This is a genomic window from Saltatorellus ferox (assembly GCA_007751475.1).
GTDB lineage: Bacteria > Planctomycetota > UBA1135 > UBA1135.
In genome coordinates, this window is the sequence record CP036434.1 from 4,816,404 (window position 1) to 4,837,631 (window position 21,228).

Consider the following 21,228-nt stretch of genomic DNA (forward strand, 5'->3'; position numbering starts at 1 on the left):
GCCGACGCAGAACTTGGAATCTCTTGAGAGATGCATGGGCGGTGAGTCGCGACGGGAATGCACCGAGACGGAATGCGAAAGAGTACGTTGGCTGATGCTGGATGAAAGTTGACGCCCAAGCCTGCGCTGCCTCCTGACCTGGGCAAGGGACCGATCAAATCACAGGAATGTGATCTCGAGGCCGTTGGTGAAGTTCGACGTCGGGGTGCCGCCGACGGCGTCGCGGTGCCAGGCCTGGAAGTTCCAGGTCTCCCCCGAGGCGACGACGACCGGGCCGAGCGGCTGGGGCATTGCCATGAGGTTGGCGGTGACGCTGAAGCTGCCGGAGAGCCCTGTGTTCGCGATCACGCCGCCGACGGCGCGGCCGACGCTACCGGTCACGCAGAGGTTGCCTGCGCTGCCGCCCGGGTTCATGGCGAATCCCTGGGTCCGACTCACGATAACGTAGCCGAACGCGAGGTTCGGGAGGTTGGAAGCGTTCAGGACCAGGCCGTTGTCGGCGATGGATATACTTCCTGTGGCGAAAAGCTCCCCCGAGACGCCGGTTGAATTGGCGGCAGTGGTGCAATAAGCGGTGCCAAAACCAAGCTGGAGGATGTAGACAGCGTCCAGGTCGTTGATCGGGCCGTCGAGGACCACCTCGAGGATGACAAATGAACCGTCGTCGCTCATCGCGATCTCGGTCTCCTCGTTCGGGATGGACTCAAGCGCGAAGCCGCTGAGCATCGAGACGCCCTCCTGGAGAAGCATCTGATCGTTCAGCATCAGCCCGGAGTCAATGGTCGTGTCGGGATCGTCCCAATCGAGGTACCAGAGTACGTCGCCTCTGTTGCTTATGGGAACAACGCCGCCGAAGCCCACGCCGGAAACGGACCAGGTGCCAGGAACGGACGCCGGAACCGGGTCGCCCTCGCGAGCGATCGTCTCGACGACGCCACCAATGGACTTGAAGATCCAGGAGTCATCCGTCGCCGGTCCACGGTCGAATCCGGAGAACACGAAGTCGCCACTATTGTTGAGGTCAACCTCAACGGTGGAGAAATGATCGAACACTTCGGCGAGGTCCGTGGGGAACGGGTCGGCTTCGTTGTAGAGGAGAGCATTCACGCCTGCGGCATCCGTGATGTACAGATTCTCGTCGGAGAGGGTGCTGCCCGGTGCGACGGTGTGGTCGTCGTCCACGTACCAGATGCACTCGCCGTTGTCGTTGATCGCCTGGCGACCCTTGAAGAACGAGAAGCCTTCAATCGGCGTCACGTGGTTCGGACCAGGGAGAGTCTCGCCCTGAATGGCGAGCTTGAGCTCGCCGACGATGTTGCCCATTGCATCGACCTCGATGCGGAGCAGGATATTTTTCTCAACGCCGCCACCGATGTCGACACGGCCCCCGACGAGGATCTGGCCGTTGTTGTTCTGCCATGCTTCGAAGATCCGGGTGTAGATCGCACCCATCGGAAGACCGGGGGCATTGCAAGGTGTCACATCGGTTTCAATGAGCGTGACGCCGTTCCGAACGAGCACGTAGCCGTCCGTGAAGTTTGAGCCGACGTCTCGCACGGGCGAAATGAACATGAAGTCGCCAGCGTCGTTAATGTCCACTGCATCAATGAAATAGCTGGCTTCCTTGCCGACGGGCGGGGTGAAGCCAATCGATGAGCCTTCACGCCAAGCGATCACGCCGTTGCGAAGAACTACGAAGTCGTCAGTCACGGCGGCGTCGGTATCCACCTGGACCAGCCAGTCGCCGCTGCTGTTGATGTCGACATTGTCGATACGCGTGATGATCTCACCGGTACCGCCGGGAAGCGGATCCCCTTCACGAATGATCTCGGTGTACGTTTGGGCGGACGAAGGCACTGCGAGTGCGAGAGCGGCGAATCCAAAGATTCTGATGAGCCTGGCCATGCATCCGATGCTCTCAAGGAAAGAGCCTGCCGGGAAGCCTCGGGGTCAGATACCCCTCCCTCGCTCATTCTGAGACATACGCATCCCAGTACCGCACTTCGAGGGCGAGGTGCCTGTGACGGTAGCGTGTCAACGCCATCTCACTTGACCTTCGCGAGCTGCCGCGCGGCCGTCGCTCGCACTTTGTTCCTGAAGTAGGGCGTCCAACCCAACAGAGCCCTCTTCGCCCCGAGGGCCATCCGACTCCATCGCCAGAAGTTGCAGAGTCCACATGCCGAACGATCTTCCCATCCTCGAAATCGAACGCCGCGTCGATCTCGATGTGGACACGCCTCCCGGTGCTCCCGAACGTGTACGTGGCCTCCCAGTGAGCTCGGCCCCTGGCTCCGCTACCCCTACCATCTCTCCTCTCCGGCGTCGGGAACTGACCTTCCCTGGGTTTTCAGGACACCTCAACAGCGCAAGATGCGCAAGGATACTGAGATGGCCAAGAAGCAACGAAGGACGTTCACGAGCGACCAGAAGGCTCACGCGGTGGCGGCATACCCTGGGTGCAAGAACCTCTCCCCACATGCCGGACAAAGCCCTGCGCCAGATCGCCACCGCGCTTGGAAGTCCTATCCGTCCCATTCCTCCAGACGTCGCACGCTTCGGAAGGCTGGCTCTGTTGCCGGGCTCGTAGCATCCTCGATCGCAGCGATCGTCCTCGCGGAGCCGGCTTTCGTGTCGGAGGAGGAAGGCCAGGCCGTGTCGCGGGTCGAGCTGAAGATCCGGGATCGATGGTCTCTGGCCTTTCGGAGGCCGGCGAACCAGGGCAAAGGAGCGGAGTTCAGTCGGCGAACAGAGTTAACTGTCCCTCTGCGTCTTTCTCGCGGCGCGGTCGAGCCTGCAATCTTCGAAGTCGATCCGGCCAGCTCGAGTCGGACGGGAGGCTGAGGGTCGAATCCTTCAGTAGGCAAACGGGACCGCGCAGAAGGTGCGGGACTGCCTTCCTGGGCGCACGCTCCGCTTCGCGCACACAGATCTCTGCCATGGTGACGCGAGCTTGGGCAAACCACTCCTCCAGCGCTTCGAGAATGTGCATGTCCGCTCGCGTCAGCTGCCGAGGCGGCGGGAGCCAGTCGTGCTGATGATCCTCCACAGCCGTGGAGAGGCCGTCGAACTCCGAACTCTGCTTCTCCTTCGAAGTGAGAGTCGCGAATCCTGGCGCCGACGATTCGAGGACGGCGGAGAAGAAGAGGGCCGACTCCAGGCACCCGTTCTCCGGCTGGAGCTCGAGCAGCCACGGCAAGGCCGCGTAGGTGGCCGGATAGAGGGATTCCTGATGGAAGAGCGTTTCCCAGTAAAGGTCCTTGAGCGCGTCAACCGACCACCGGTCACGCAGGTCACTCAGGATCCTGGCCACATCGATGAGACCGTAGGCGCTGTAGAGGCGAGACCAGAGGGGGTCTTCGAGGGCGAGCAGCATGCACGTCATCCTACGCAAGGAAGAGATGGGCAGCAGGGAGATACACAACGGATAGGTATTCCAAGCGGGGTTTCGCCACAGCCGTCACCCTAGCCTGAAGCCCGATTCTGCACCACCCCGTCCCGCACAGGGCACACCGCAGCGCCCGAGCGGCCATCGGGCTCTTCGCTGAGCCGAACTCGCCCGATTTCCCCCTCTACGAACGGCACCACCGGTCCGCTTCACCACGACTCGACGCCAGCACCCTCCGCAAGGTTGCTGGCTGTGTTCATCTCACCGAGCCCGGCGGCCCGCGCGCCGCTTTGCTGCGGCGCTCTACTTCCCGAAATCCAGCCGCCCCTGTCGAGGCGGCATGGGTATTCGGACTTCAGCTTCTGCCGGTGACGAGCGACCCTCCTCTGACGAGGATCCATCCCCCCCACCCGCCAACACGGCCTGGCTCGTCGCGGTCTTCCTCACCCCCTCCAAGACCCTCCGCACCGTCTCTGGATCCGTGATCACAGAGATCATGTGCCGACGCCCACGGCAGCGTGGGCAGCGGAGAACGTCTTCTGAAAACACCCTCTTGAGCAGATCAGCCCAACGAATATATCGCTGGGCCTTCGGCGCCTCTGCCGACCCCTTCGAGGCATCTGGAGCGGTCGCCTCTGCGTCCTTCGGCTCCTTCCGAACCACTGGACGCGGCACGACCTCGTCGCGGAGTGCAGACGCGGGCGCCAGCACGCCCTGGTACGTCAGCTGATGCTCACGTGGATGCGGCACGAGCGCCGCCAGACGAGCGATGAACTGGTACGGCGTCATGAGGAACGCCTTGGTGCCGTCTCGCCAAGGCTTGCGTAGCGACCAGGAGACCTTCCCGTCACTGCGAACCTCCAGACGCTTCAGACAGATGGCGGGCCGCGTCACGTAGCGGCACAGCTTCTCCAGCTGGCCCCGCTGGCCCCGCTGGCCCCTCTGGACCAGGGTCGCCGCAGCTCGAGCGTCTCGACCGCACGCGCCTGGTAGCCAGCGCTCAACTGGGCCTTCCCCAGGAGCGTGAGCGCGCGCGTGTGGAGCGGGTCTTCGCGAACGACCGCCGTCAGCCACGGAATCGTCCTCGGATCCGGAGCCAGGGCGGCTGCGGCCTCGATGCGCTCATGCGTGGAGAGCTCTCCCGAGGCGATCGCCGTACGGAACGCGTCGAAGGCCTCATCGAAGCGGCCCGCGGCGGCTCCGCGTAGCCCCAGCCGGTAGAGCGACTCCGCATCCACGGACGCGAGCGTTCCCGCGGCGCGCAGCATCGCGAGCGACCCGGCCGGACCGAAGGCCTCGTCCGAAGCTCCTGCGAGGTCGCCGGCGAGGAGTCCCGATCGGGCGAGCGCGTACGGCCTGCCGGGTTCGATTCGCAACGCGTGCAGGTACGCGTCGCGCGCGGCCTCCTCGTCGCCTACCTGCTCGTGGGCCTCCCCGAGTAGCTCCAGGATCTCCGCGTCCTCGGGCCAATGCCCTTCCATCTCGAGGAGACGCGAACGGGCCACGCCCGGGCGCCCCGAGGCCGCGAGCGCCCGGACGGACTCGAGCCCGGCGCGGCGATCCTCACCGCTGGAGTCCCGATAGATGTCGCCCCAGAGCGAAGCGGCATCGACCCAGGCCTCGGCCCGAGTGGAGGCTTCAGCGCGCAGGATGCGCGGATCGTCCCGCTGAACGGACTGGCAGCCTTGGGGTAGGAGGACGAGCGCCCAGGCTACACCCAGGCGGATCCGATCAGACAGGGAAGTGGGCATGGACCCCAGCCTACGTCCCCGCCCCACGTGAATTCCCCGCGCGGCGAACTTCTGAAGCGCTACCCTGCGCCGTGCCATGGACGAACTCCAGCCCCAGCACCTGTCGCGCTTTCGCATCGGCCTCGCCGCCCTGATCGCCGGCCTCATTTTCGACGCGGTCGATCTGCAATGGAACGACATCGATGTGCTCCACGACATCGCAGCGGCCTTGCTGCTCGCGGTGGCCGGCTGGGGCATCGGCCAGGCGGCGGCCGCGTCGAAGTCCGCACCGATCGCGCTCTTCTGGGTCCCGGCGTTCGCCTTGGGGACGGGGCTTCTCATCGACGCGATCGATCCTGGCTGGTCGGCCCAGCGGGGCTTCCAGATGGGGAGGTTCGCCCTGTACGTCGGCGGGCTGGCCGCCATGTGTTTCGGGATGGCGAAGATGACGTCGGGCATCGGCCTGTCGAGCAGCGTGAGATGGCGTCGCGCCGGCCTGCAATTCAGCCTGATGGTTCTGATCCCGGGGCTCGTGATCGCGCTGTTTCTCATGGCGCCCGCCCCGAACCTGCCGTTCCGCCATCACGTGGGGCAGCTGAAGGGCACCTGGTGGAAGACGGCGCTCGGCTACGTGACGATGGCGCTGGCCCTACTCGCGACGTTCGACACGGTCCTTTCGGCGTTCACGACCTGGAAGTCGGCGGGCCGGAGGAGTTAGCCCGAACCATTGGACGAGGCAGGACTTCCTCGACCAGCGCCACTGCGCGATGCCCATACCGCACCCGTTCTGGTCACTCGAATTGGATCCGCAGTCCCGCGGTAAAGTTCGATGTGACGGTCGGTTGGGCATCGCGGAACCACGCTTGGAAGTAGCGCGTGTCACCTGGAAGAAGGGCTTCCGAGCCCGTCGGCGTCGGCACGTCCAGCACGTTCAGTGTGCGTGATGCCTCACCAGATGTGTTCGTACGGAAGATCTCGGCCGGGCCGCGGTTCAAGCGCCCGATTCTACCACCGAGGCACAGGTTCCCCTGGGACCCGCCCGCTGCGACCACGAAGCCGTCGCCGGGTGCCACAAGGAAGAACCCAAACGTGAGCGCTGGAAGGCGCTCGGCCACCAGCACCACGTCGTTGTCCGCGATGACCTTCGATCCCGCCGCCGACATAGCGCCGTACGCCCCAGAGGAATTGAGTGCCGCGGGACCGCAGTAGCCTTCCCCGAACCTGGCCAGGTTCGTATTCCAGGCCAGCCCTTCGATGGACGTCAGCTTGAGTACGTCCAGATCGAGGTCGCCATCGACGTCGCCGAGAGCGAGTACCCTCGAGCCCGGATCCACCTCAGGCAAGGGCTGCACGGGACCGAACAACCCACCACCCAGATTCTCGCTCCAGCGTGCCGCCACACCGGTGGACGAAATGAACACGTCGATCCGGCCGTCACGGTTGACGTCACGAAGGACACCCCCGATCAGCCAAGCGCCCACCGAGTCGATCGAAGTCGAAGGTCCGAACGCCGAAAGTGTCGGCTGCCACAAGTGCAGGTCCACGCCGTTGTCGCCGAAGACCACGACGTCGTCGTGCCCGTCGCCATCCATGTCCGCCACCCGAGCCTCCGCAATGCGTGGCGAGGCGGCGTCACGAATGATCATCTCCGGTCCGAGCTGGCCGCCCCCATCGCCGGCGCGCCACGTGAGTCGGTTCTGTCCCGTTTGGAACCGAATCTGGAACGCGTCGGCGAACGCATCGCCGTTGACCTGACCGAGGCGGAACGAGTTCTGCAGCAAGTTGTCCGGTAGCACGGGCCCAGGAGCGAAGACCCCGGGGGCCGTCTGTTCGATCCACTCGAAGCGCGTGGTGAGGGACCCAATGAACTTCTCATGGCTCCAGAGCAGGTCCCAGTCGCCGTCGCCATCGAAGTCACCCAGCTCGAACGTGGCGCCGCTGTCCGCAAGATCCGAATGAAGCGTGCGCGGGGCACCGAGCATTCCACCGCCCAGGTTCTCGACCCAATGCACCCACGCTCGGGCCGCGTCATAGGAGCCCCCCGACGCCACCAGATCCAGATCGCCATCCGCATCGATGTCGACCCCCTTGACCTGCTGCGGCTCTCGCATCGAAAACGACTCTCCGGGCGTCGACCATGTTCCGCCGCCGCTGTTGCGGTACCACGTGTAATTCCTGTCACCCAGCTCCCCCGCCATCACGAGGTCGGCCAGGCCGTCTCCATCCAGATCCGGCGTCTCGAAGATCGGGGCGAGATTCGTGGCCACGCCAAGCTGAGTAGCCGCGTCGAAGCCCCCCGCCTCCCAGCGAAACGCAAGCAGCCGAGCTTCTTCGGTCGCGAGGATGTCCAGGTCTCCATCCCCGTCGAGGTCAACGATCTTGAGTTCCCGCATGAGAGTCTCCTCGCCGATCCCCTGGGGCTGTGAGAAGTCTCCACCGAGGTTCCGTGACCATTGGTACGCCTCAGTGTCAGACCCCAGCCCAACGACATCGACACTTCCGTCGCCGTCGAAGTCCCCCATGCGGTATTCGGCGACCGTCCCATGAGACGGGGCGAACACCAGTTGTGGCGTACTGAACATGAGAGCGCCCAGGCCCTGTAGCCATACGACCACGTCCGCCGACTCATTGACCGCCACGAGATCGAGCAGGCCATCTCCATCCACGTCGACGACCTGCGGCCGCGAAGGACTGCTGATGCTTGTGCTTAGCAACGCCGGAGACGCCCAGACTCCAGGACTCGTCTGCTCGATCCACTTGATCTGATTCTGGTTGGCGTTTGTGAAGACAATGTCCTGGTCCCCGTCTTGGTCCAGGTCAACGCCATCGAAACCGGTCGAGGCACCAGGGGATGGGACAATCGCCTCTTGGGCCGCAAAGTTCCCGCCACCGAGGTTCGGGAACCAGACGAGGGTGCCCTGGACGTTGACGACGGGGTCCAGGAATCCGTCGCTGTCCACATCGATCGCCTGGACGTCGTTGAGCTGACCCCCCGCCTGTGAGATCGCGCGCGGTTCTGCGAACTGACCTGACCCAAGGTTCTCGTACCAGCCCACCTTCTGCGGGGCACGGCCGCTGAAGAGCACGTCGGGGTCACCATCGCCGTCCAGATCAACCGCCTTGACGTCGTACTTCTCCGAACGCACGGCGTCGGGACCCAGCTCCCGCTGACCCAGGTAGCGTCCGCCGCCGACGTTCTCCAACCAAACCGCCGTCGCGCGCGCCGTCCCCACGGCCACGATATCCTGGTCTCCATCACCGTCGAAGTCGGCAAGCGCACTGCTGAATCCACTGGGAAAAGCGTCGAGCGTCAGCGACTGTGGGCCGAAGTCTTGACTGAATGCGGCGCAAGTGAGCGCGGCGGCGAGCAGTGACGTTCTAGAACCTGCGAGTACATTCATGGCGAGCGGGAGAGGCGAAGGAGAAAGTGATGGATGGAAAGTCCAAGCGGGGTGTCAACGCCGCTCACACCGTACCTAGAGGCCCGATTTCTCGCCATCTCCCTCCCGGGACATGCCACACCGCAGCGCCCACGCGGCCACTTCGCCGAGCGGAGCCCCCGCAGTACGGCCTACATCGAACTTGGCCCATCAGGAGCGAGTCAGCTCTTGGCGCAGTACCGTACCGCAACCAAAATGGCGGGAATGGGATCACGCCGCAGGTCGATAACTCGCGGTGAGATTTCATTCCCGCCAGCCTTGGTTCCGCTACGGTTCTGCAGAGGAGATGCCGAAGTAGCCCGCGGGAAGCGGCAAGCAGAATGGGTGAAACGAACGAGCAGAACGGACATGGAAGCGAGGGCGCCGCGCGGCGCCGTGGACTCCTTGGCGGCATCATCGGAACCTCCAAGGCGACGACGGCGCGACCGAACCTGGAGCAGGCCTCGATGGCCGCGCGCAAGTGCCCGAGGTGCGGAGCGGGCAGGCCCAAGGGCACGGATCTGCGGGTGTGCGCGTATTGCGGTGACAGGTTCATGACAGAGGACGTGGACCCCGGCATTGACCCCGGAGTCAGTACCACCGACTCTTGAGCCATGGGATCTCGGGCCATGGAAGCGGCGGCGCTGGTCGCCCGCTGGGAAGCGTTCCTCGCGAAGATCGAGGCCACGTTGCAGGAGACCCTGGAGGACGCGGAGCCTGCTCTCCAGGAGCTCGCACTCGCGAAGGACGGCGGCGTCGTCCCGTTCCTCAACGGGACCGCGGCGGTCAAGAGGCAGGTTCAAAACCTCACGGGTCGCATCCACGAGACCTGGCATGACCAGGTCCGCCCGAAGCTCCGCGCCGCGGACCCGGAAAAAGTGCACTGGGACGAGCTCGCGGAGAGTCGGAAGGGCTCCACGCTGAGCGACGCATCCTCTACCCTTGTGACCCGCTGGGAGACCGTGCTCTGCGGGCGTGTGGCCGAGCGGCTGCACGCGCGCACGATGGGCGGGGCGCGAACCTCGTTCCGCTGCACGCTCTGCTCGGCGGACGTCGAGGTCACCGAGAACCTCTTCCGCGCACACTACGTCGCGTGCCCCTTCTGCGGCGGCCGCAATACCTACGAGCCGTCGAGCGCGCTGCGCGAGACCCTTCACTTCACGGCCGATCATCTGGCGCGCTTCCGTACGCTCGATCTGCACGACGCACTGGAGGCCGCCCATGACAGGTGCAGCGCCGAACGGATAGGAACTCCAAGCGGTGTGTCGACACGCCAGTCACCGTAGCCTGGGGCCCGATTCACCGCTACCCCCATCCTCACCGGCCACGCGGGAGCGCCCGGGCAGCCATCGGGCTCTTCGGTGAGCGGAACTCCCCCGATTTCCCCCTCTCCGAACGGCACCGCTGGATCGCTTCACCACGACCTGCAGCCAGCACCCTCCCCAAGAGTGCTGGCTGATCCCATATCGCCGAGCCCGATAGCCCGCGCGCCGCTCTTCCGCAGCGTCCTACTTCCCGAAGTCCAACCGCGCCTGCCGTGGCGGCATCGGTATTCGGACCTCGGGCTCTGCCGGTGGGGAACGGCTCGGCCCTGGCGACGACGGGTCTCTCCCACCCAGCGAATCGGATGACCTCCTCGCCGCCGCTCTCACCCCCTCCAGCACCTTCCGCGCTGTCTCCGGATCTGTGATCACGGAGATCATGTGCCTGCGCCCGCGGCAGCGCGGGCAGCTGAGAACATCTTCCGAAAACACCCGCTTCAAGAGATCTGCCCAGCAGATGTATCTCTGGTCCTTCGACGGCTCCCCCGCACTCTTCGCGGCGTCTTCATCGGCGACGTCCACCTCCTTCGGCTCCTTCCGAACCACCGGACGCGGCACCACCAGATCACGCAATGATGAGGCCGGGGCCAGCACTCCCTGATACGTCAGCTGATGCTCGCGCGGATGCGGCGCGAGCGCCGCCAGTCGAGCCATGAACTGGTACGGCGTCATGACGAAGCCTTTGGTCCCATCACGCCAGGCCTTGCGCAGCAGCCACGAGACCATCCCATCGGGACGGACATCGAAGCGTTCCAGACTGATAGCGGGCCTCGTCACATAGCGGCAGAGCTTCTCCAGCTGCGCCCGCTGCCCCTTCCGGATCAGCGTCGCCGCATGCAACGAGAACCCGTCAGCGTTCACCACCAGTGGAGACGGCACGTACTGACTCCCCCAACCCGACGACTGGAACGCAAGGCCGAGATCAGGGTCGATGAGGCGCTTCAGCGGGCGGCCTGCGGCCTCTCCCAACGGAATCAGCGACTTCAGCGTATCGCCGAGCTTCAGCATGGCCGCGGCCCAGTACGGCGCGAGCCATCGACGGACGCGGCCGCGCAGGCGAAAATCAGTCTCGATGGCCCGGGCCAGCGAGCCGTCCCACAGCTCCAGGCCGGACTCGGCCGCCACCTGATCCCGGCGCTCCTGGCCCACGAGCTGCAGGGGCTCGGGCGCGAAGAGCACCTCGGCCGCGCCCGTGCAGACGAGGACCGCCAGGAACACGGCCGCGACGAAGGCGCGCACGGGCTGACGGCCGACGGGCTGGTCGAGTTCGACGAGGTCTTCCATGGGGTGGGTCGCCGCGGGCGGGCGCGGGCCGACATCCTATGGGAAACGCATGAAGCCTCCCGGGTGACTTCCGTCAGACAGATCGCGCCCGGATTTCTGAAGGGTCCAGGCAGATCATGGACACTCCTGTGCGGACCTCCACCGACCCGCACCTCTGGCTCTCCCCCTCGCCGTGACCCTCTCCCCTCCAGCCCATCGCCCAGGCGACGACGACCCGGCCGAATCCTGGCTCGAGCACCTCGACTGGATCCGCCGCTTGGCCGTGCGCCTGGCGCGGGACGAGGCGGCCGCGGACGACCTGGTCCAGCGGACGGCGCTGGTCGCGCTGAAGCGGCAGAACGCCCTGCACGCCGCCAGGATGAGCGGCGGCGTCCGCGGCTGGCTGCGCGGGATCCTGCACAACGAGGCGCGCGCGGGCTGGCGTAAGGATCGGCACCGGGCAAATCGGGAGCGCGACCACGCCCTGGCCCGCCCGCCGATCGCGCTCGGTCCCGGCGACGCCGACGAGCGGCTCGGCCTCACGAAACGCGTGGTGTCCGCCGTGGAGCAACTCGACGAGCCGTACCGCTCGGCCATCCTCGCGCGCTACTTCGATGGCCGCGGCGTGGCGGAGATCGCTGGCTCCCTGGGGGTCTCCCCTCGCACCGTGGAAACGCGTCTTCGGCGCGGGCGCGAGAAGCTCCGGGAGGAGCTGAGTCGCCACGACAGGTCCCACGGCACGGACACCTCTTGGGCCGCGCTCGCGCTCATCAGCTGGAGCGAAAGGCCAGCGACTTCCCTCGCCGCGACCTCCGCGGTCACCACCGCCTCCAGCGGCCTTTCCCTACTTCCCTGGCTTGCACTCATGAATGTCAAAGTCCTCCTCGGAGCAGGCGCAGCGCTCGCGGCTCTCACCATCGGCGCAGCCTGGTGGAACCTCCCCCGACCGGAGCCCGTTTTGCCGTCTAGAATCACGGCTGAGAACGCTGACCTCCCTGCCCCCACACCGCTGGCCGATGTCTCCGGGCCAGTCGTCGCGCGCGACTCGCTTCCCGAGCCTCTTACGGAGCCGGGTCCCGCGCCGACCGAGAGGCTCCGGCTCGAAGACCTTCCACCGCCGCCGGCTGGAACCCTCGACGTGTGGATCGTGGACGAAGACGACCACCCGATCGCAGGTGCCAAGATCACGCTGGTCCGGGGCCGCAAGATGTACTCCGGGTGGGCGCCTCCCAGAATTCCCGACGATGCGCTCCGGACGGAGCGCACGGTCCCGGAGGCGGTGCCTGGCCGGCCCTTCGAGCCCGTGCGATTCGAGGAACTCGAGATAGACAGCTGGCACGTCGAGGTCGTGACCCCCAAGGGAACGAAGCGGTCCGGTTCCGCTCGGCTGGAGAGAAACAAGGGGACGTCCCTTGTCTTCCACTTCGGAACCGCGGTCGTGTTCGGCTCCGTGGTGGATCCGTCGGCGGGCCGTCAACCGATCCCTGACGCGTACCTCACACTGTCCGGCCAGCATGCTGAAACGGACGATCAAGGGCGCTACCGATTCGAAGAGCTCACCGCCGGGCAGCAAGATCTGTGGCTGATGCCAGGCGTCTGGAACGACGTGACGGAGTCTGCCCGGCAGATCCCACGCCGCTTCGTCAAGCTCCACCTCGAGCACGGCGAAGCGCGACAGGTTGACTTTCCGCCCGCCCTCGAGAACGGTGGATCGATCCTGCGTGGCCGTGTGGTCGACGCCGACGGCGAGGTAGTCCAGTCCACTGATTTCCTGTTCCGCCGCGCCGAGATCTGGGTCAAGACGCGGAACGAACCGCAGATGGAAGGGACCGAGGCTCCTCCCTTGGAAAGCCTGGAGCAGAGAACGACCTATGGACTGGACGGAACCTTCGAGTTCCACATCCGATCAGGAGTCTACGAGGTTCAGATCACGTCACCCAACCACAGCAAGCGCATCCATGTCACGGAGACCGCGCCTCTCCTGCTGCGGCCGGGCGAGGTCACGACGGTCGACTACACGCTTCCTGGTATCACTCTGCGCGGCCAGCTTCCAACTGGCGTTGCAGGTCCGTCGATGGGCGAGGTCCAGCGCACCGTCGGCGCGCGCAAGCGCCACGTTACCTCGGGCGGTGGAGTCCTCAGTGGTTTTGCCGAAGAGAGTGGCGCCTTTGTGATCTATGGCCTTTCTCCCGGAGACTGGATCGTCGAGGCTTGCCGTGGAAGTTACGAGGCCGAGCTGACGATCCATGAGGGCGACCGCGCAGCCTCGGTGCAGCTGCAGAAGAAGTAGCGTGAGAGGACCGGGCGAAGAGACCACGACGGCTACCGATGCGTCGCCGGCAGCAGCGCCGTGAAAACATCCGGGGCCCGGAAGATGAGCCACTGGAGCGACCCGAGATAGACGAGCCCCAGAAGCGCTCCGGCGAAGTGAGCGCGCCGCAGAGTCGCGTCGCGCCTCCGGGAAAGATGCAGTTCGCGGGCCAGTAAGCCGGCCAATAAGAGATTCAGAATCGTCAGCCCGGAGCCAAGACGGTCCCACCCAGAACCGTAGTCAGGGTCGCCGCCCACCTCGGGAAAGCGCAGAGTCGCCAGGAAGTAAAGGCTCGCAAAGCGCAGCAGCGTGCCATAGACGAGCACGGCCAGCACGACGGGTCTCAGGACCCAGTGGGCCTGGTAGAAGCGATGGGTGGAGGCGGGAAGTCTCATGTTCAGAGGATACGCCTGCACGAGCCGGCCATTCAGTTCCTCGGACTCTACTCCGATAGCGCGAAGTCCGCCGCATTGCCGCCGGAAGGCAGCGCCCGTGGCAGCTTTGGGTCGGGTCCAGTACCGCCAAGAATGGCGGCCTTTCGTCAGCGTGCTACACGGATAGGAACTCCAAGCGGTGTGTCGACACGCCAGTCACCGTAGCCTGGGAATGGGCCCTCACGCGCGTCGCCGAAGTCGAGCAGGGGTTGCTCGTAGTTGCCGTCAGTGGTGGGGTCGTGCTGGCCATCCAGAGTGTGCTTGGGTGGCGCGGCATTTCGCGTCCAGCGGGAGTTTTCGTACTTTGGGGAACTCTCGCTAAGCTGAGATCATTTCGCGGGATAAGCTGTTGTCGCGGCTCTTTTACTCATGCGACTCGACGGTTCTGTCGTCGGTCGTTGGTGGACGAGCGATTTGCTGGCCGAAGGCTATGCCAGTTCCGCGATGATGTTGTCGTTGGCCTTGTCGTCTTCATTGATTTTTGGTGGTATTCTAGATTGGAAATGTTTACTTCTTTAGGCGCTGCGTGCGCCAACGCATCTGATCGGGGCACGGAGATTCTCGCTGTCGTGCTCAGTGCAGAAGACGAGTCGAGCCAATTGCTTGCTGAGCGTATAGTGCGCGGTGATCCTGAGTTCGTGCAGCGATTTACGTTGGCGTCTCTCTCAGTCAATGATCTGGATCCGCTTGGTGTGAAGCTTATTCGTGCAGCTGGTACCCATGTGCAGCTCCCTTGGGTGATTCGGGCGACCTCGTCATTGACGGTCCTGGGTTCACTTGTCGGAAAGCTATACGATGAGGCATTGGTTCGTTTCTTGTTGCCATTGGAACCCCATTCGGCGGTGCGATCCGAGTTGGACCAAGAGCGTTGTCAAGCAATAAGTGAAGCGCTCACGGAAGTCGGCGCGGGTTCCTTTCCTGTTGATTTCAAGAGGCGTATTGACCTGCTGAATGAGGTTGTGCGTCTCGTGCCGGAACGGGAGGCGAGAGCTCTTCTCAAGGCACCTCGTTCGAGCCTGTTCCTTGATCCACTCACTTGGAGTGTCCAACGTCTCGCAGGCGCGGATTCAAAAATGACGACTCAGGTCTTAGACGTGATCGATTGGGCGAGGGACGGTGGCCCATTTGATTCCTTATTGCCAGGTGTTAAGATCCCTGACATTAGGTGGTCGAACGGGGATACGTCTGAGGCTGCGGGCGAGTTAGGGGCGCGGGTCTGGTACGGCCGTTTCGGCTTTGGTGACGTCGAACTGCAGGTCAGCGTTCCAGGTGTGTCGCTCGATGAGTTGATTGGTGGTAGCAGCGACATGTGCCAAGTGTGGGTCGCGTTTCCGCTCGAGTCTGTCGCCCTCGGTAAGACCGTCTTGCTTGAGCGACGCAGGATGGAGTCCTTTATCGCCAACTATCTAGCCGGATTTAGGGAGCTTTCGGCGGCAGTGGACTGACCCCACCATATTCGCGAGCCGAACGAGCCGAACGAGCCGAACGAGCCGAACGAGCCGAACGAGCCGAACGAGCCGAACGAGCCGCGCGGGTGGGGCTGAATTCCGGCGTGATGTGCGTCGTTCCGAACGCGTGGGCTGTCATGGCTCGGGGTATCAAACCCACTCGCAGTTCGGCTAAGCGGTCCCACCCTTGCCACAACCCCGAGCCCCCAGCTCGCCTAAGCGGTACCAGTGCCAGTTCGCCTAAGCGAGCCCACCCTGGCTCGCCAAAGCGGCTCCATGCCTCGATCTGAGACCATCTCAGTCTGATCTGCGATCCGCGCTGCGGGAGTGGGCTCCCCACTGACGGCAACTACGAGCAACCCCTGCTCGACTTCGGCGACGCGCGTGAGGGCCCATTCTTCCCGAGCCTGAAAACGGATAGGAACTCCAAGCGGTGTGTCGACACGCCAGTCACCGTAGCCTGGGGCCCGATTCACCGCTACCCCCATCCTCACCGGCCACGCGGGAGCGCCCGGGCAGCCATCGGGCTCTTCGGTGAGCGGAACTCCCCCGATTTCCCCCTCTCCGAACGGCACCGCTGGATCGCTTCACCACGACCTGACGGATAGGAACTCCAAGCGGTGTGTCGACACGCCAGTCACCGTAGCCTGGGGCCCGATTCACCGCTACCCCCATCCTCACCGGCCACGCGGGAGCGCCCGGGCAGCCATCGGGCTCTTCGGTGAGCGGAACTCCCCCGATTTCCCCCTCTCCGAACGGCACCGCTGGATCGCTTCACCACGACCTGCAGCCAGCACCCTTCCCAAGAGTGCTGGCTGATCTCATATCGCCGAGCCCGATGGCCCGCGCGCCGCTCTTCCGCAGCGCCCTACTTCCCGAAGTCCAACCGCCCCTGCCGTGGCGGCATCGGTATTCGGACCTCGGGCTCTGCCGGTGGGGAACGGCTCGGCCCTGGCGACGACGGGTCTCTCCCACCCAGCGAATCGGATGACCTCCTCGCCGCCGCTCTCACCCCCCTCCAGCACCTTCCGCGCTGTCTCCGGATCTGTGATCACGGAGATCATGTGCCTGCGCCCGCGGCAGCGCGGGCGCTTGAGAACATCTTCCGAAAACACCCGCTTCAGAAGATCTGCCCAGCGGATGTATCTCTGGTCCTTCGACCGCTCCTCCGCACTCTTCGAGCCGTCTTCATCGGCGACGTCCACATCCTTCGGCTCCTTCCGAACCACGGGACGCGGCACCACCAGATCACGCAATGATGAGGCCGGGGCCAGCACTCCCTGATACGTCAGCTGATGCTCGCGCGGATGCGGCGCGAGCGCTGCCAGTCGAGCCATGAACTGGTACGGCGTCATGACGAAGCCCTTGGTCCCATCACGCCAGGCCTTGCGCAGCAGCCACGAGACCATCCCATCGGGACGGACATCGAAGCGTTCCAGACTGATGGCGGGTCTTGTCACGTAGCGGCAGAGCTTCTCCAGTTGCGCCCGCTGACCCTTCCGGATCAGCGCACGCAACGAGAACCCGTCAGCGTTCACCACCAGTGGAGGCGGCACGTACTGACTCCCCCAACCCGACGACTGGAACGCAAGGCCGAGATCAGGGTCGATTAGGCGCTTCAGCGGCTGCCCAGCACCAGCACCGAAAGGCACCAGCGACTTCACCGAGGCAGCCTTCAGGGCCGGAAAGAACGCATTCTCACGCGCGTCGCCAAAATCGAGAAGCGGCTGCTCATCAGCGCCCGCGTCCGCGTACTCCCAAGGGCGGTCGTCGCCTTTGCGTAGGGGCATACCGAGTGCGATCGGGTCGAGGGAGAAGCGCTTCAGCACACGACGGATGCGCGCGATCGCGTCGCCGTGCACACGCTCGACCTCCGCCGACGTGAGAGGATCTGCGGGCAGAAAGACGGGAGACTCGAAAGCGCTGCGCGTGACGTACACACCGTCCAGGTAGAGGGAGTGGAAGTGAACATTTAATCCCAAAGAACGAACCGTCACGCGCATCGCCGAAGTCCAGGAGCGGCTGTTCATGCTCCACTGAGTTAGCAAACTCAGCGGCCTCTTTGTCACCGGCGCGTGGCGTCAGCCCCAGGGCGATCGGGTTCAGATCGTACCTCTCCAGCACGCGCCGGATCCGAGCGATCACGTCGCGATGAACGCGCTGGACTTCGTCGGATTTGAGAGGGCCGGCAGGCAAGAACTCGGGGCGATCGAACGCGCCGCGCGTCACATAGACGCCGTCCAGGTAGAGGGAGTGGTAGTGGACATTGGCTTCGAGCGCTGACCCGAATCTCTGCGTCGCGTTCACCGCTCCGGGGTGGAATTGAACGGAGTCACTGGTGGCCGTCGGAGTCACACCCTCGGGGAGCGGCTCCTGGTGCTCGAGTGCGAGCGCTGCCTTGGCCCGACGCACGTACGACGCCGAGACGGCACGTAGATGAGCGCGCGTCACATCGCGGCAGAGGTTCGCGTCCATCGCTAGCGCCAGCCGAAGAGGCTTTGGCATCGACAGAACCCACTGGCGAACCGGGACGTCCGGGAAGACTCGATCGACGAGGTGGGCGGCAGATTGCGCCATCTGCCGCCCGCCGCAGCGTGAGCTGGCCGGTGGGACACTACGGGGCATCGTAGTGGGCGCGTGGTCGGAGAGTGTGGTTCTTCATCCGCGCCAGCATGGCGGGGATGCGGCGCTTGGGAAGGTGGGACTCACGCTTCGGTTACCCTCTCACAGACGGAACAATGGGAGCCCCGTGGAGGTGACGACCCGGGGCCGCACGGCAAACTGTCATCGGCGGCCGTCTACGCGCGCACTCAAGGCTCGCAGAAAACGGAGGCGGTCGTCGCGCGTAACCTACTGAATCGAATGCGCTCAGTCGGATGGCCGACGTCCGAGAAGGTTGTTCGTTCACCCTGGTTGGGATGGGGCCCTGGATGACCGGTCAATCTTCATGCAACAACGCCCAGTGGATCCCGGACGAGGGGGGGGCCGGCTGGGTCGAAACTCCGAGCTGTGGACTCGGGACCGGTGGGCGAACACACCGTACGCCTATGGCTCCCCGGATACGAAGCCCATGAGCAGAGCGTGCGAGTCCGAGAGGGCAAGCGCCGATGGGTCAGAGCAACGATCACACCCACGGGATAGGAAGCCGCCGCGTAAGGCTGCCGAGCTCGACGATGCAGGTCAAAGGGGGTTTGCTACCTGAACACGAGGGCGAGCCCGTCCGTGAAGTTCGAGACCGGCTGACCTCCGGATGTATCGCGATACCAGGCTTGGAAGAACCAAAGCGTGCCTGGGAGCGCAGGCACCCCGCCGGTTGGCTGCGGCAGGGAACTCAGATCGAGTTCGAGCTGTATCACACCGTCAGCCGATACGGACTGCACTTGACCCGGGCCCTGGAAGCGCCCGATAGCGCCCCCGAGGCAGAGGCTACCCACCGAGCCAGGGACGATCGGGACGAATCCCTGGGCTTGGCTCGTCAGGAAGATCCCCGTGGAGCCTGTTGGTAGATCGGACGAGCGCAGAGTCACGTCGCCCAGGCTGATCCATTCGCTGCCTACCGCGGAGATCGTGCCGGCGCTGCCAGCGCTGTTGAGGGCTGCTGGCCCGCAATACAGCGTTCCCAGCGGGCCGACGCGGAGGTTCTCGATCCAGGAGAGTTGAGGCCCGCCCGCGGCCAGCAGGATGTCCTCGTCACCGTCGCCGTCGAGATCGGCGAAGCGTATCGACCGGACGTCGATGAGCCTTTCGGCGAGGACGCCCTGGAAGAGGTCAAAGAAGAGACCGTTGCGCCAATACAGGCGCAGGGTCTGGCCCGCGGCACCATTGGCGGGACCTCCGCTGACCACCAGGTCGCCGAATCCCGCACCTCGCAGGTCACCGATCCCGAATCGTGCATCGAGCCCGCCGGGATCGATACCTACATCGGCGACCGCATAGACCCCAGGGGCACTCGAGACCGCGCTGAATCCTGCTCGCTCTGCGGTGCTCGTCCACACGAAGTCGATGAAGCCCTGGCCGTCGAGCGAGAAGGGAATTGGACGCGCCGCAGCGACCAGTCCATCGATGAGCGGCGACGGTGCGGCGAAGCTTCCCGCTCCCAGACCTTCCAGCCAGATGAGGTGCCTCGGTGGCGGAATCATGCCGCTCGGTGTTTGGGCAACAGCCGAGATGTCCGGCACGCCGTTCTGGTCCACGTCCGTCACCATGGTCCGGATCACCGGACGACTCAGCGTCGCCACGAACACGGGCGGAAGGAAGACGCCGCCGCCAACGCCCGATTGCGAAACCACGACGATGCCGAGAGTATCGCCGATACCGACGAGATCGAGAAGGCCGTCCCCGTTCATGTCTGCCAGTTCGATACGCGGCGCCAGCGACACCGCACCGGAGGTCAGCATGCGCGGCGTCAGGGTGCCAAGACCTGTATTCTCCAGCAGGACGGCACGGCCCATGTCGTCGACCGAAACGAGATCCACGTCGCCGTCACCGTCGAGATCGGCCGTTTCCAAGTGCGGCCCCGCGGTGATCCCGAGGGACAGCGGTAGGTCCCAGCGGACGAAGCCGCGGCCCTCCGAGACGTACAGCTCCCCGGAATCCGACGCTCCCACAAGGTCGAGGTCCCCGTCCGAATCGAGATCGACCCACGCGACGTCCTCCATCGCAGGCACCTGCGCCAGCAGGACGCTGGCTTCATCGCCGTAGGGAATCGCGCCCAGGGATGCATCGCTCATGAGCAGCTTCACGACGTCCTGACGGGTCGACAGAACGAAGTCCGCGATCCCGTCCCCGTTCAGATCTGCCGCTTCCATCGTGGCCACGCGACCACGTTCCGCCGTGGCGAGGGCCCGGGCGGAACCAAGCACGAACCCGGGCTCGTTCCTGAGCCAGACGGGTGCCTCCGCCGCGGCGCTAAAGACGACCACGTCCCGCTGACCGTCGCGGTCGACGTCGACGATCGAGAGGCGGGCGGTGCTGCTCGTTCCCGGTAGGTATTCCTGCCGCGGACCGAAGGCGCCGCCGACGTTCTCGAAGGTGAAAACGACGCTCTGATATCTCTTGCTGGCGATGGCGTCGAGGTCGCCGTCGCCGTCGAGGTCGAGGAGTTCGACCTGGTCGACGGAAGCGTCCGGAGTCAGGACTGAGCCAAGCTGGAACTGGCCCGTGCCGTCGTTCAGGAACACCAGGAGACCGGCCCCTGGCCAGGCTGTCAGGAGGTCGAGGTCCCCGTCGGCATCCAGGTCGAGGGCTTGAGCGTCGCTGGAAGAGCCCTGAACAAGCTCCCGCGGCGGAGCAAATGCGCCCGCCCCCAGGTTCTGATAGAGAGTCAGCTCCCCCCCGAACAACCCTCGACCGGACGCAAGGATGTCGAGGCGTCCGTCCTGATTCAGATCGACGAGTCGAGGCGCGCCGTTGAAAGCCCGAAATGCTCCGAGCGAGCGTGGCGGCTCGAACGTGCCGTCCCCTCGTCCCTCCAGGAGCAGCATGCCGTCCGTACCCATGCGCGGCACGACCACCAAATCGAGAAGCCCGTCCCCTGTCAGCTCGCCGCTGATCGCTCCTTCGATCACCGCATCGCCAAGGTCCAAACGCATGGCGGGCGCGAACGCCCCGGGCGAGGTGGCCTCCAGCAATACCGAGCCCTGGTTGGCGCGATCGAGAACGATGAGGTCGAGATCACCATCGCCGTCGAAGTCCCCTGCGACGGTACCCGTGAGGTCCCGGACGGGCGTGCTGATGGTCTTCAGGGGCGCGAACTGGACGGATGCGAGAAGCAACGGGAGGCAGACGATGCTCATGGGAAGCGAGGGAAGATGGAGTGTGAGCCGAGCGGTGAGCAAATCCCGTTCCGGTTTCCTACAAGCGTCAGGCGCAGGCCGACGGGATGCGCTCGCACATCTAGATTGTGCGCAAACGCAC

General features: G+C 64.8%; 15 protein-coding genes and 1 pseudogene. 6 read left to right on the forward strand and 10 right to left on the reverse strand.

Annotated features, from left to right (window positions below; translation table 11 throughout):
* Positions 1-159: 159 nt before the first annotated feature.
* The 4 genes from Poly30_RS17260 to Poly30_RS28610 all read right to left on the reverse strand — a co-directional run bounded on the left by Poly30_RS17260 (position 160) and on the right by Poly30_RS28610 (position 5,136).
* A complete protein-coding gene (locus tag Poly30_RS17260) occupies positions 160-1,905 on the reverse strand; it encodes a DUF7453 family protein (RefSeq protein ID WP_145199876.1) in 1,746 nt (581 codons plus the stop codon).
* Positions 1,906-2,734: 829 nt separating this feature from the next.
* Positions 2,735-3,373 (reverse strand): hypothetical protein, encoded by a 639-nt coding sequence (locus Poly30_RS17265; protein ID WP_145199879.1) that lies wholly within the window; start codon positions 3,371-3,373, stop codon positions 2,735-2,737.
* A gap of 315 nt (positions 3,374-3,688) precedes the next feature.
* Positions 3,689-4,279 carry a transposase gene (locus tag Poly30_RS17270; protein ID WP_419190304.1) on the reverse strand — a complete coding sequence of 197 codons (591 nt, stop codon included), beginning with the start codon at positions 4,277-4,279 and terminating at the stop codon, positions 3,689-3,691.
* Entirely contained in the window at positions 4,276-5,136 is an 861-nt protein-coding gene (locus tag Poly30_RS28610) for a tetratricopeptide repeat protein (RefSeq protein WP_419190305.1), read from the reverse strand. The genes Poly30_RS17270 and Poly30_RS28610 overlap by 4 nt, the downstream gene beginning before the upstream one ends.
* Positions 5,137-5,212: 76 nt before the next feature.
* On the opposite strand from Poly30_RS28610, the gene Poly30_RS28615 reads away from it, so the two are divergent.
* The gene (locus tag Poly30_RS28615) at positions 5,213-5,833 is read left to right on the forward strand and encodes a hypothetical protein (RefSeq protein WP_419190306.1); all 621 of its coding nucleotides are present in this window, start codon (positions 5,213-5,215) and stop codon (positions 5,831-5,833) included.
* A gap of 73 nt (positions 5,834-5,906) precedes the next feature.
* Here Poly30_RS28615 and Poly30_RS17280 read toward each other — a convergent pair whose 3' ends face one another.
* Entirely contained in the window at positions 5,907-8,516 is a 2,610-nt protein-coding gene (locus Poly30_RS17280; protein WP_145199889.1) for an FG-GAP repeat domain-containing protein, read from the reverse strand.
* Positions 8,517-8,875: 359 nt separating this feature from the next.
* Between Poly30_RS17280 and Poly30_RS17285 the strand changes: the two genes are divergently transcribed.
* On the forward strand, positions 8,876-9,145 hold the full coding sequence (locus tag Poly30_RS17285; protein WP_145199893.1) for a hypothetical protein: 270 nt from the start codon (positions 8,876-8,878) through the stop codon (positions 9,143-9,145).
* Positions 9,146-9,148: 3 nt separating this feature from the next.
* Entirely contained in the window at positions 9,149-9,820 is a 672-nt protein-coding gene (locus Poly30_RS17290; protein ID WP_145199896.1) for a TFIIB-type zinc ribbon-containing protein, read from the forward strand.
* A gap of 222 nt (positions 9,821-10,042) precedes the next feature.
* Here Poly30_RS17290 and Poly30_RS17295 read toward each other — a convergent pair whose 3' ends face one another.
* A complete protein-coding gene (locus tag Poly30_RS17295; protein ID WP_145199899.1) occupies positions 10,043-11,140 on the reverse strand; it encodes a transposase in 1,098 nt (365 codons plus the stop codon).
* Positions 11,141-11,312: 172 nt separating this feature from the next.
* Between Poly30_RS17295 and Poly30_RS17300 the strand changes: the two genes are divergently transcribed.
* A complete protein-coding gene (locus tag Poly30_RS17300; protein WP_419190307.1) occupies positions 11,313-13,409 on the forward strand; it encodes a sigma-70 family RNA polymerase sigma factor in 2,097 nt (698 codons plus the stop codon).
* A 32-nt stretch (positions 13,410-13,441) separates the two neighbouring features.
* Here the strand turns inward: Poly30_RS17300 and Poly30_RS17305 are convergent, their stop codons facing one another.
* A complete protein-coding gene (locus Poly30_RS17305) occupies positions 13,442-13,825 on the reverse strand; it encodes a hypothetical protein (protein ID WP_145199905.1) in 384 nt (127 codons plus the stop codon).
* Positions 13,826-14,265: 440 nt separating this feature from the next.
* Between Poly30_RS17305 and Poly30_RS17310 the strand changes: the two genes are divergently transcribed.
* A complete protein-coding gene (locus Poly30_RS17310) occupies positions 14,266-15,309 on the forward strand; it encodes a hypothetical protein (RefSeq protein ID WP_145199908.1) in 1,044 nt (347 codons plus the stop codon).
* Between the two features lie 824 nt (positions 15,310-16,133).
* On the opposite strand, the gene Poly30_RS17315 is transcribed toward Poly30_RS17310, so the two are convergent.
* Both Poly30_RS17315 and Poly30_RS28620 read right to left on the reverse strand, forming a co-directional pair.
* On the reverse strand, positions 16,134-17,342 hold the full coding sequence (locus Poly30_RS17315; protein ID WP_145199911.1) for a transposase: 1,209 nt from the start codon (positions 17,340-17,342) through the stop codon (positions 16,134-16,136).
* Positions 17,343-17,534: 192 nt separating this feature from the next.
* Positions 17,535-17,625, reverse strand: a pseudogene (locus tag Poly30_RS28620) (transposase); the annotation flags it as partial.
* A 711-nt stretch (positions 17,626-18,336) separates the two neighbouring features.
* Here Poly30_RS28620 and Poly30_RS17325 point away from each other — a divergent pair.
* Positions 18,337-18,453 (forward strand): PEGA domain-containing protein, encoded by a 117-nt coding sequence (locus Poly30_RS17325; protein ID WP_419190308.1) that lies wholly within the window; start codon positions 18,337-18,339, stop codon positions 18,451-18,453.
* A gap of 53 nt (positions 18,454-18,506) precedes the next feature.
* On the opposite strand, the gene Poly30_RS17330 is transcribed toward Poly30_RS17325, so the two are convergent.
* Positions 18,507-21,107 carry an FG-GAP repeat domain-containing protein gene (locus tag Poly30_RS17330; RefSeq protein WP_145199916.1) on the reverse strand — a complete coding sequence of 867 codons (2,601 nt, stop codon included), beginning with the start codon at positions 21,105-21,107 and terminating at the stop codon, positions 18,507-18,509.
* Positions 21,108-21,228: the final 121 nt, after the last annotated feature.